The sequence below is a fragment of the Amycolatopsis dongchuanensis genome (assembly GCF_039542405.1).
Lineage (GTDB): Bacteria > Actinomycetota > Actinomycetes > Mycobacteriales > Pseudonocardiaceae > Amycolatopsis_E > Amycolatopsis_E sacchari.
On record NZ_BAABIB010000129.1, the window covers coordinates 1 to 10,694 of the forward strand.

Here is a 10,694-nt window from a genome sequence, read left to right on the forward strand (position 1 = left end):
CACCGCGGCCGCCGCGGTGGCTGTGGTCAAACCCGGGCCTGGGGACACGGTGCTCATCGGCGGCGCCGGCGGCGGGGTCGGGGTGTTCGCCGTCCAACTCGCCCGCCGCGCCGGGGCCCGCGTCATCGGCACCGGCTCGGCCGCCTCGGCCGAGGCCCTGCGGGCGCTGGGCGCCGAACCGGTCACCTACGGCCAGGGCCTGGTCGAGCGGGTCCGGGCGCTCGCCCCCGAGGGTGTCACCGCGGCCCTGGACCTGCACGGCACCGACACCGTCCACGCCGCCCGCGAACTCGGCGTCCCCGATGAGCGCATCACCACCATCGCCACCCAGATCGACGGCATCACCCCCGCCAACGGCGCCAACGGCACCGGTGCCCTCGGCGAGATCGCCACCCTCGTCGCGGCCGGACACCTCCGCGTGCCGATCGCCGCGACCTTCCCCGTCGACCAGATCCGCCCCGCCGTCGAACTCCAAGCCGCACGCCACGTCCACGGCAAAGTCGTCATCGACCTCTAGGAGCAACCATGTTCATCCACCGGCGAGGCCGGAGAACGTTGATCGCGCTGACGCTGGCCGCCTTGACGGTGGCCTCGACCGCCGTCGTGGCCACGGCCGACCCGCAGTCCACCCAGGCCCGGTGCAGCGCCGGTTACCTGGCAGCCGGGCTGAACATCCCGCGATTGAAGGTCGATTCGGCCGTACTCGACACCACCGGCAGCTACGTCCCACCCGGCTCCACCACCGCGATCACCGGGCTGCCCGGCTTCTGCGCGGTGAACCTGACCCAGACCGACCCGGCCGGCAACCCCATCCACATCGCGGTGTGGCTGCCGACGAACTGGAACGGCCGTTTCCAAGGCGTAGGCGGGGGCGGTTTCTCCTGCGGCATCGGCTATTCCACCGGGTCGCACGTCAGCCCCGGCCTGGCGGAGACGATCAAGAACGGATACGCGGCAGCGGGCACCGACTGCGGTGTCCCGTTGGGTGACGCGGTGTCCGGCCGGTGGGCGCTGGACTCGAACGGCCGGCTGAACCAGCCGCTGATCGAGGACTTCGCGTCCGCCGCCATCCACGGCATGACCGTCGTCGGCAAGGCGGTGACCCAGCGCTTCTACCCGGACCAGATCCGGTACTCCTACTTCACGGGGTGCTCGACCGGCGGACGGGAAGCTCTGATGGAGGCGCAGCGGTACCCCGCCGACTACAACGGCATCGTCTCCGGCGCACCGGCGATCAACTGGACGAGCTGGGTCCCCGCCGCCCTTTGGCCCCCGCTGGTCATGAAGCAGCTGAACGACGCCCTGCCGTCCTGCAAGGAGGACGCGTTCACCCAGGCGGTGGTGAAGGCTTGTGACGGTGATGACGGCATCACCGACGGGATCATCGGTGACCCGGCGTCGTGTGACTGGAACGCCGACGAACTGGTCGGCGAGAGCACTCCCTGCGGCACCATCACGGCCACCGACGCGGCCGTGATGAACAAGATCTGGAAGGGACCGGAGCTCACCGGAGGACTGCCGTTGTGGTACGGCCTCACCCGCGGTGCTTCGCCGTCCATGATCGCGGGGACGACGACCGCGAACGGGGTGACCACCCCGGAGCCGTTCGGACTTCCCGTGGCGTGGCTGGGCACCTGGCTGCAGCGGAACCCGGACTGGGATTGGCGCACTCTCACCTATGACCGGTTCTCCCAGCTGTTCGCGCAATCCCGGCTGCAGTTCTCGTCCACCCTCGACACGAACGATCCGGACCTGAGCGCCTTCAACAGCAACGGGGGCAAGATCCTGATGTGGCACGGGCTCGCGGACCAGCTGATCCCGCCGCAGGGCACCGTCGACTACTACCGCGACGTCCAGCGGACGGTGGGGGGCACGAGTTCGTTCGCCCGCCTGTTCCCGGCTCCCGGCGCCGCGCACTGCGCCAACGCGGCAGGCCCGGTTCCCGACGACCCGGTGGCGGCGGTCGCGGCGTGGGTCGAACACGGACAGGCCCCGCAGTCCATCCCGGCCACGCTGACCGACCCGGCCACCGGGGCCGTCACGTTGTCCCGGCAGCTGTGCGCCTACCCACTCGTCGCCCGCCCCACCGGCTGCGCGAACTGATCGGAGTACCGGACACATGGAGTACACCCACCTGGGCCGCAGCGGCCTGACGGTGTCCCGGCTCGTGCTGGGCACGGCCAACTTCGGGCCGGAAACGTCCGAAGAGGACAGTCACGCGATCATGGACAGGGCGCACGAGCACGGCATCAACTTCTTCGACACCGCCGACTTCTACGGCGTGCGCACGGACGGCTCGGGCGAGAGCGGCGTCACCGAGCAGATCATCGGGCGCTGGTTCGCGACCGGCGGCGGCCGCCGCGAGAAGACGGTGCTGGGCACGAAGCTCTACCACCCGAGGAGTTCCTGGCCCAACGACGGCTACCTGTCCGCCCTGAACATCCGCCGCGCCTGCGACGCCTCGCTCAAGCGGCTGCGGACCGACTACCTCGACCTGTACCAGATGCACCGCATCGACCGGAACACGCCGTGGGAGGAGATCTGGGAGGCGTTCACGGTCCTGCGCCAGCAGGGGAAAGTGCTCTACTTCGGCTCCTCGAACTTCGCCGGCTGGCACCTCGCCCAGGCGCAGGAAGCCGCCCGGTCGCGGCATTTCCTGGGGCTGGTCAGCGAGCAGTCGCTCTACAACCTGCTGGTCCGCTGGATCGAGCTGGAGGTGCTGCCCGCCGCCCGGCACTACGGGCTGGGCGTGCTCGCGTGGTCGCCGCTGCACGGCGGCCTGCTCGGCGGAGTGCTCCGCAAACAGCGGGAGGGCACCGCTTCGCGCAGCGGCTCGGAGTTCATGACCGCCCTGCTCGCCCGGCACCGGGACAGCATCGAGGCGTACGAGAAGTTGTGCGCCGACCTCGGTGAGGACCCGGCCCACGTCGGGCTCGCGTGGTTGCTCGCGCAGGAGGGCGTGACCGGGCCGGTCATCGGGCCCCGCACGGTCGCCCACCTCGACGGCTCACTGCGCGCGCTGGACGTCAAGCTCGACGACGACACTCTCGCCACGCTGGGCAAGCTGTTCCCGCCCGCCTGGCGGAACGGGGCCAACGCCGCCCCGGAGGCCTACCTGGGCTGAGCCGCGAGCGGAAAGCTTTTGACATCCTCCAGGCCGCGGAGTGGGATGACGTGTCGTGGTCGCAGGGGAAACGCATTCCAGTGCACGCCTGCTCGACGACGGTTCGGTCCGTGAGCTGATCGCGGCACAGTTCCCGCAGTGGGCGGAACTGCCCGTGCAACGGTTCGCCTCCGCCGGCACCGTCAACGCCATCTACCGGCTGGGCGATGACATGGTCGTCAGGCTGCCGTTGCTGGAGAGCGGGGCACAGGACCTCGAACGGGAACGAGAATGGTTGCCACGCTTGGCTTCCTGGCTGCCTGCTCGCATCCCTGAGGTCCTCGGTGCCGGCGCGCCCAGCGCGGGTTGGCCGTGGCCGTGGGTGGTCTACCGGTGGTTACCGGGAGACCATCCCCGGCCGGGCGCGTTGAGCGCGCCGGTCCTGCTGGCCGAAGACCTGGCCGGGTTCGTGGCGGCCATGCGGCGCATCCCCTTGCCGAACGCGCCGAGGGCCTACCGTGGCGGTCCGCTCACTTTGCTCGACTCGGCCACCCGGGCGGCGATCGGACGGCTGCGCGAGATTCCGGAAGAACGAGTCGACTGCGATCTCGTGACGGCTGTGTGGGAGGAGGCGCTGCGGGCTCCGGCTCCAGCGGAGCCCGGAGTGTGGCTGCACGCCGACCTGATGCCGGGAAACCTGCTGGTGGAAGGCGGCAGGCTGTCCGCGGTGATCGACTTCGGGTGCCTCGGCAGGGGCGATCCGGCCTGCGACCTGTATCCGGCGTGGCACCTGCTGCCCGCCGGGGCGAGGCGGGTTTTCCGCGAGGCGCTGGAGGTGGACGACGCGACCTGGGCGCGCGGCCGCGGCCGGGCGCTTTCCCAGGCGCTGATCGCCCTGCCGTACTACCGCACCACGAATCAGGTCATGGCGGACAGCGCCCGGCACGTCATCCGAACCGTGCAGGAGGAACTGGGGCGCTGATCAAGCGGATCCGGCGTCGTCGGCCACGGGGAGGGCCGCCAGGGACGTCGTGGCGATCGCGACCAGCTGGGCGCGGCCGACCCCGGCCATGGCGAGCACTTCCATCCCCCGCGTGACGGCGACGAAGAACGCCGCCAGTGCGTGCGGGTCGGCGTCGGCCGCGAGTTCGCCGCTGCGCTGGGCCTCGATGATGCAGTGGCAGTAGATCCCTTCGAGCCGGGTGAACCCGTCCAGCGCCGACGCGGCGACGTCGGAGTCACGGTGTCCCAGCTCGACGGTGGCCTTCGTGAACAGCGAACCCGGACCGTCCTCGCTGAGCGCGAGCGCGACCTTGAGCATCTGCGCCTTGATCCGCTCCAGCGGCGTGGAGCCGGGGCCCGCCAGCGCTTCGTCGACGGCCGCCACGGCCTCGGCGGCGCTGGCGGACAGCGCCTTCAGGAACAGCCCGCGCTTGCCGCCGAAAGCGTTGTACAGACTCTGTTTGCCGAGCCCGGTGGCCTTCATCAGGTCGTCTATCGTGGTGCCGCCGTAGCCGTGGTTCGCGAAGGTCTCGCCCGCGGAGGCGACAACCTCGTCCTCGATGAACTTCCTCGGTCTCGGCACGGTCCTCATCCTAACCGTTGTTGACCAGATCGTCCATAACTGTATTATGGACGCGATAGTCAAAAACCACGGGAGGACTCGACATGACGCAGACGACCGCGCTGGTGACCGGCGGAACGTCCGGGATCGGGCGCGCGATCGCGACCAGACTGGCCGGGGAGGGCGCGCACGTCTTCGTGACCGGACGGCGCCAGGCGCAGCTCGACGCGCTCGTCGCCGAACTCGGCGACCGGGTCACCGCCATCCGCGCGGACGTGTCGGACCTCGACGATCTCGACCGCGTCTACGCCGCGATCGGCGCACGCGGCGAGGGCCTCGACGTCCTCGTGGCGAACGCGGGCGGCGGCGCGTTCGCCACGCTCGCGGAACTCAAGCCGGAAGACTTCGACCAGACCTTCGGGACCAACGTCCGCGGCACGGTGTTCACGGTGCAGAAAGCGCTTCCCCTGCTCACCCCCGGGGCGTCGGTCGTCGTGATCGGCTCGACCTCGGCCGCGCGGGCGACCCCCGCGTTCGGTGTCTACTCGGCGAGCAAGGCGGCGATCCGCCAGTTCAGCCGTGTGTGGGCGATCGAGCTCGCCGAGCGGGGTATCCGCGTCAACACGCTGACCCCGGGGCCGACCGACACCCCCGGGCTCGCGGGCTTGGCGCCCGATCCCGGCCAGGCGCGCGCCCTGCTGGACGGCGAAGCCGGCCGGGTCCCCCTCGGGCGGCTCGGGCAACCGTCCGAAATCGCCGACGCGGTGGCTTTCCTGGCCTCGCCCCAAGCGAAGTTCATCACGGGCACGGAACTGTTCGTCGACGGCGGGGAGTCGCAAGCTTGACGCCCGAGGGCGTGGTGGGCCCACGAGACCCGTCCGCGCACTAGCCTGTGCCGGACGGCGGGGGTGATCGCGGTGTCGGAGCTGCCCGAGGAGGTCCTGCGCTGGGTGTCCGGCGCGGTGGGAGGCGGCGTCCGGGTGGACGGTGCCACAGGCTTGCGCGAAGGCGGAAATCCGTGGCTGCTGAGGTTCGAACCGGCCGACCGGGTCGAGGCGGCGGTACTGCGGCTCGGTGACCCGGCCGATTCGAACCACCGCCGGCGGTTCGGCACGGAGGTGGCGGCGCTACGGGTTGCCGCGGAGCATCGGTTGCCCGCCGCTCGCCTGATCGCTGCGGACCTCGACGGGGCCGAAACAGGCGCGTTGGCGGTGCTGACCACCGTCCTGCCCGGGGACAGCACGATCCCGCCGGTCGCGTCCGCCGAGCGGCTGCGAGGCCTGGGAGCCGCGGCGGCCGCGCTGCAGGCGGTTCCGTTGACGCCTCGGCCCGCTCTGCCGCTGCGGACCCGCTCGATCGCGGATGTGGACTTCACAGCCCTCCGCCGCGCAAAGGGCACCACCGCCCTGCTCACGGCCGCTGAGGAGCGTCTGGACCGGCTGCCCGCGCCCGGCGGCCCGACGGTCTTCGTCCACGGGGACCTGTGGCACGGGAACACCCTGTGGTCCGGCGGCCGCTGCACCGGCCTCGTCGATTGGGACTGCGCGGGCGCCGGATCCCCGGGGATCGACCTCAGCGGGGCGCGGTTCGACGCAGCCTTGTTGTTCGGACTGCCCGCCGCCGACCACGTGCTCGAAGGCTGGCAGCGGGCCACAGGGCGGCGGGCGGACGACCTTGCCTACTGGGACGTCGTGGCGGCCACCTGCTCTCTCGCCGACATGGGGTTTTGCGTCCCGGTCATGCACGACCAGGGCCGACCGGACCTCGATGCCGATACGCTCGGGGCACGCCGGGACGCATTTCTCAGCGCTGCACTGGCCCGGCTTGACGCCGACTCCCGACAGTCGTGATCCGAGAAACCTGACCGAGTTACGGGTGGGCGGGACAGCTCCGCGCTGGTGTTTCGCAATCGACCACGAAACCGGGCTGGCGCGTGGCCTGCTCTGCCGTGCTGCAACCTGCGCGTCGTCGGCTGCCCCCACGTTCGCGGCTGCTGTCGGGCTGGCGATCCCGTCGCCCGACTACCCTCGCCTCGGGAGCTTCCGTCACGATGGCGCCCCCTGAGTGCCACCAGATCCGACTGCCGGCGTTCGAGCGTGAGCAGGTGGCCGAGCGGGAACGACCCGGCCGTCCATTGGCGGGTGCACCAGGTCAACCCCGAAGGTGAACATCTCCCACCGGCGGCTGGAAGCGGGTGCAGTCCTCGGGCGCGTAGTTGTGCAGTGCTCGCAACGGCCCGTGCACGACCGGGCCCTGCCGTCCAGGGCTTCGGCGATCGCACCCGGGCGTAGCCGCGCACGCTCCAGCTCGGCGATGGCGCGCTGGGCCGACGCGGACACGCGCGAAACTTGACGGATTCTGCGTCCGGACCGCATTGTCCCTCGAGGACTTGCTCAGCCGTGGCAGCAACCGGTACTCCAGTACTTCGCCAGCCCGCTCGCCGCGGCCGCCGGGGACGCGGTGGGCGTGCGCGCGTCGGTCGAGGCGTCGTACACCACCTGGCCGCCGACGAACGTCATCGCGATCGGCAGGTCCACGATCTCCTCCGGCGCGGTCCGGAGCAGATCGCCGTCGAAGACCGTCACGTCGGCGGCCATGCCCGGCGCGAGCGTGCCCTTCCAGCGCTCGGCGTGGTCCTGCCAGGCACCCGCGGTCGTGTAACTGGCCAGCGCCTGCTCCAGCCCGATGATCTCCCCCGCCCCGAAGACCTCACCCGTCGCCAGGCTCTTCCTCGTCAGCATCGCCGTCAGGCCCTCGCGGAAGTCCGGCAGTCCCACCACCGGGGCGTCGGACGCGCTGCCCACCCGCACGCCGAGACCGAGCGCCGTCCGGTACGGCCACTGGTAGTCCGTGCGCTCCCGGCCGATCACGTCCACCAGCTGGTGCGACAGCGACCGCTTGATCTGCGGGTTGAAACTCACCGGGAACCCGAAACGCGCCATGCGCCGCAGGTCTTCGCGCGTGGTGAGGTCGCCGTGGATCACGTAGTGCCGCAACCGGCCGCCGAAGCGCTCCACCGCCGCCTGGTAGGCGTCGACCACCGCGTGGATCGTCAGGTCGCCCGTCGCGTGCGTGCCCACCTGGAACCCCAGCTCGTGCGCCGTCAGCACCCACTGGCGCAGGCGCGAAAGCTGCTCCTCCACCGAACTCCCCGGCAGCGTCAGCCCCCCGTTCCCGCCACCGACGTACGGCTGGGACACCCACGCCGTGCGCGCCTGGGTCGGCACCCCGTCGCCGTAGATCTTCACCTGGCTCACGTTCAGCCACGACCGGTCGGTTTCGAGTTTCCTGGCCGCCAGCAACGTTTCCCGCAGATCACCCGCGCTCGACGCGGCGATCATGATCGTGCACCGCTGCCGGATTTCGCCCGACCGCAGCATTTCCCGGTACCGCTGGACCGACCCGAGATCGATCCCGGCGTCGGTGACCGAGGTGATCCCGTGCTGGTGCATGATGTCGACCGCGAGGCGCAGGCCGTGGCGCTTCTCCTCCTCGGTGAAGTCCGGCATCACCCCGGTGACGAGGTTGGCCGCGACCTCCAGCAGCAGCCCGGTCGGTTCCCCGTTGCCGTCCTTGACGATCACACCGCCGAGCGGGGGCTGCGAGACGCGCGTGATCCCGGCCAGTTCGAGCGCCTTCGAGTTCACCCACAAGGCGTGCCCGGACCACTCCCGCAACGCGACCGGGTTGTCCGGGGAAACCGCGTCGATGTCCAGCCGCGTCGGGTACCGGTTCTCGGCCAGATAGCCCTGGTCCCAGCCGAAACCGCGGATCCACTCCCCCGATGCCTTCGCCTTGGCGGCCTCCGCGACGAGGTCCCGGATCTCCGCGATGGACCGGACGGCGCCCCTGCTGAGGTCGAGGGTGAGCGGTGGCTGGTTGGTCCCCAGGCCCAGCGGGTGGAAGTGCGCGTCGTTGATCCCGGGCACGGCCGTCCGGCCGCGGAGGTCCACCACCTCGGTCCGCGAGTTCGTGAAGCGCCGGAGGTCGCGACCGCTGCCGACCGCCAGCACCACGCCGTTCCTGATCGCGATGGCTTCCGCGGGCACGAAAGCCCCGGCCATGGTGAGGACTTTGCCGTTGTACAGCAGCAGATCCGCCTTGCCTTGCCCTGGTGCCGCGGCCGCCTCCGCCGTGCCGCCGACCGCTCCCAGCGCGATCCCGGCGCCGACGCCCTGCAGGAACCGGCGGCGCTGAACGTGCTTCCGTCGTTCGCTCATCCTGGCCTCCCATGCCACGAGCAGTGGAGGCATATCGTCACAGCGAGCGGTGCACCGCGTCTTGTACCGGACTGCAGACCCCTTGTCCCCGGGTGTGCTCGCGATTTCACCGTGCCGCGGAACGCAAGCGGTAGGCCGTCGGCGACTCGCCGAACTCGGCTTTGAAGAGCCGGCTGAAATGCGCCGCGTCGGTCAGGCCCCAGCGGCACGCGACCCACGAGACGGGACGGTCGGCGTACAGCGGGTCGGCCAGATCGCGGCGGATGCGCTCGAGCCGCCGCGAACGGATCCACGCCGAAACCGGCTCGCCACCGGAGAAGATCGTGTACAGGTGCCTGGTCGAGATGTGGTTGGCACGCGCGATCGACGACGGCGTCAGCCCGGGATCGCCGAGGTGGTCCAGGATGTACTGGCGCACCTCGCGGGCGAGGCTGCGGGCCGAGTTCGCCACCGCGCTGTGCCTGCGGTCCAGCTCCTGCGCCAGCAGCGTCACGAGCAGGTCCAGCGCCGAATGCACCAGCCGTGACGCGCTGACCCCGGCCAGCTGGTCCAGGTTCCGCCCCAGCTCGACGAAGAACGGGTTGATGACCTTGCCGAGGCCGGAATCACCGGGGAACCGCACGGCGGTCACGCGGTTCACCTCGGCCGGCGGGAGGTCGACCAGCTCGTGCGGGAACATGATGACCATCGCGTGGTTCCGGCCGGGGAAGACCAGGTCGTAGGGGTGGTGGGTGTCGTAGATGGCCAGGTCTCCCGGGCGCAGTTCGGCCCGCCGGCCGTCCTGCTCCAGCACGGCCGTGCCCCGCAACTGCAGGCTCAGCTTGTAGAACCGGCGGTCCTCCGGCGTGATGAGCCGCGACGTCCGGCGTACGACGTGGGGCGTCGCGGCGATGTCGAACAACGAGACGTCCTCGACGACGGTCCGCCCCAGGCGGCCGCGGAAGGTGACGCCACCCACCTCGTCGATCTCCAGTGGCACCACGGCTTTGGAGACGGCCGAGCGCCACAGGTCCAGGCTGACCGCGGAGCACATCGCTGCCTCCCTCGTCGGAGGATTCCGGGTTCGGTGTTCAGCCGTTGATGATCTGGGGGACGGCGACGGCTTTGAGGCCTTCCTGGCCGAATTCGAGGCCGTAACCGGAGCCTTTCACCCCACCGAAGGGCACCATCGGGTGCACAGTGCCGTGCTTGTTGATCCACACCGTGCCCGCCTCGATCCGCCCCGCCACCTCCTTCGCGCGCTCCACATCCGCCGACCACACCGACGCCCCCAACCCCGTGTCCAACGCATTCGCCTGCCTGATCGCGTCGTCGAGATCGCGGTAGGGCAGGATCGGCAACGCCGGCCCGAACTGCTCCTCCACCACCAGTCCCGCATCCCCCGCCACACCCGTCACCAGGGTCGCGGGATAGAAATTGCCGGGCGCGTCCCGATCCGGCTCCCCACCCACCACGATCCGGGCGCCCGCGGCTTTCGCCTTCTCCACCAGGGTGTCCACGATCCCGAACTGCTCCCTCGTGGTCAACGGCCCCAGCAGGCTGCCCTCCTCGACACCGGGCCCCATCGGCGTCCGCTCCACCACCGCCCGCAGCGCCTCCACCACCTCGTCGTGGAGGCTCTCGTGCACATACAACCGCTTCAACGCCGCACACGTCTGCCCGGTGTTGATGAACGCACCCCAAAACAGATCCTCGGCGATCGCCGCGGGATCGGCGTCCGGCAGCACGATACCCGGGTCGTTACCCCCGAGTTCGAGCGTCAACCGCGGCAGGTTCCCCGCACTCGCCGCCACAATCGCCCGCCCGG

Annotated in this window: 10 protein-coding genes; 6 read left to right on the forward strand and 4 right to left on the reverse strand. The window is 70.7% G+C overall.

Annotated elements, in window-relative coordinates; genetic code table 11:
- The 4 genes from ABFX51_RS32425 to ABFX51_RS32440 all read left to right on the forward strand — a co-directional run.
- Positions 1–517, forward strand: a 517-nt coding sequence (locus ABFX51_RS32425) for a zinc-binding dehydrogenase (protein ID WP_346055973.1), incomplete at its 5' end; no start/stop codon positions are given.
- An 8-nt stretch (positions 518–525) separates the two neighbouring features.
- Positions 526–2,103 (forward strand): tannase/feruloyl esterase family alpha/beta hydrolase, encoded by a 1,578-nt coding sequence (locus tag ABFX51_RS32430; RefSeq protein ID WP_091515778.1) that lies wholly within the window; start codon positions 526–528, stop codon positions 2,101–2,103.
- Between the two features lie 16 nt (positions 2,104–2,119).
- Positions 2,120–3,124, forward strand: a complete 1,005-nt coding sequence (locus tag ABFX51_RS32435) for an aldo/keto reductase (RefSeq protein ID WP_091515780.1) — start codon at positions 2,120–2,122, stop codon at positions 3,122–3,124.
- A 55-nt stretch (positions 3,125–3,179) separates the two neighbouring features.
- A complete protein-coding gene (locus ABFX51_RS32440; RefSeq protein ID WP_091515783.1) occupies positions 3,180–4,085 on the forward strand; it encodes an aminoglycoside phosphotransferase family protein in 906 nt (301 codons plus the stop codon).
- Here ABFX51_RS32440 and ABFX51_RS32445 read toward each other — a convergent pair whose 3' ends face one another.
- The gene (locus ABFX51_RS32445) at positions 4,086–4,688 is read right to left on the reverse strand and encodes a TetR/AcrR family transcriptional regulator (protein WP_091515785.1); all 603 of its coding nucleotides are present in this window, start codon (positions 4,686–4,688) and stop codon (positions 4,086–4,088) included.
- Between the two features lie 83 nt (positions 4,689–4,771).
- On the opposite strand from ABFX51_RS32445, the gene ABFX51_RS32450 reads away from it, so the two are divergent.
- The gene (locus ABFX51_RS32450; RefSeq protein WP_091515788.1) at positions 4,772–5,512 is read left to right on the forward strand and encodes an SDR family NAD(P)-dependent oxidoreductase; all 741 of its coding nucleotides are present in this window, start codon (positions 4,772–4,774) and stop codon (positions 5,510–5,512) included.
- 105 nt (positions 5,513–5,617) lie between these two features.
- Complete coding sequence (locus tag ABFX51_RS32455) at positions 5,618–6,517, forward strand: aminoglycoside phosphotransferase family protein (RefSeq protein ID WP_346055974.1); 900 nt, start codon at positions 5,618–5,620, stop codon at positions 6,515–6,517.
- 543 nt (positions 6,518–7,060) lie between these two features.
- Here ABFX51_RS32455 and ABFX51_RS32460 read toward each other — a convergent pair.
- From ABFX51_RS32460 to ABFX51_RS32470, 3 genes are all read right to left on the reverse strand, one after another.
- The gene (locus ABFX51_RS32460; protein WP_346055975.1) at positions 7,061–8,887 is read right to left on the reverse strand and encodes an amidohydrolase; all 1,827 of its coding nucleotides are present in this window, start codon (positions 8,885–8,887) and stop codon (positions 7,061–7,063) included.
- A 106-nt stretch (positions 8,888–8,993) separates the two neighbouring features.
- Positions 8,994–9,920, reverse strand: coding sequence for an AraC-like ligand-binding domain-containing protein (locus ABFX51_RS32465; RefSeq protein ID WP_346055976.1), 927 nt, complete (start codon positions 9,918–9,920; stop codon positions 8,994–8,996).
- 37 nt (positions 9,921–9,957) lie between these two features.
- Positions 9,958–10,680, reverse strand: coding sequence for an aldehyde dehydrogenase family protein (locus ABFX51_RS32470; protein ID WP_346055977.1), 723 nt, complete (start codon positions 10,678–10,680; stop codon positions 9,958–9,960).
- Between the last annotated feature and the right edge of the window lie 14 nt (positions 10,681–10,694).

What these genes read in the sequence shown, in the direction of transcription:
- ABFX51_RS32430 (WP_091515778.1), top strand. Translation starts at nt 526, where the DNA reads ATGTTCATCCACCGGCGAGGCCGGAGAACGTTGATCGCGCTGACGCTG.
- ABFX51_RS32435 (WP_091515780.1), top strand. Translation starts at nt 2,120, where the DNA reads ATGGAGTACACCCACCTGGGCCGCAGCGGCCTGACGGTGTCCCGGCTC.
- ABFX51_RS32450 (WP_091515788.1), top strand. Translation starts at nt 4,772, where the DNA reads ATGACGCAGACGACCGCGCTGGTGACCGGCGGAACGTCCGGGATCGGG.
- ABFX51_RS32460 (WP_346055975.1), bottom strand. Translation starts at nt 8,887, where the DNA reads ATGAGCGAACGACGGAAGCACGTTCAGCGCCGCCGGTTCCTGCAGGGC.
- ABFX51_RS32465 (WP_346055976.1), bottom strand. Translation starts at nt 9,920, where the DNA reads ATGTGCTCCGCGGTCAGCCTGGACCTGTGGCGCTCGGCCGTCTCCAAA.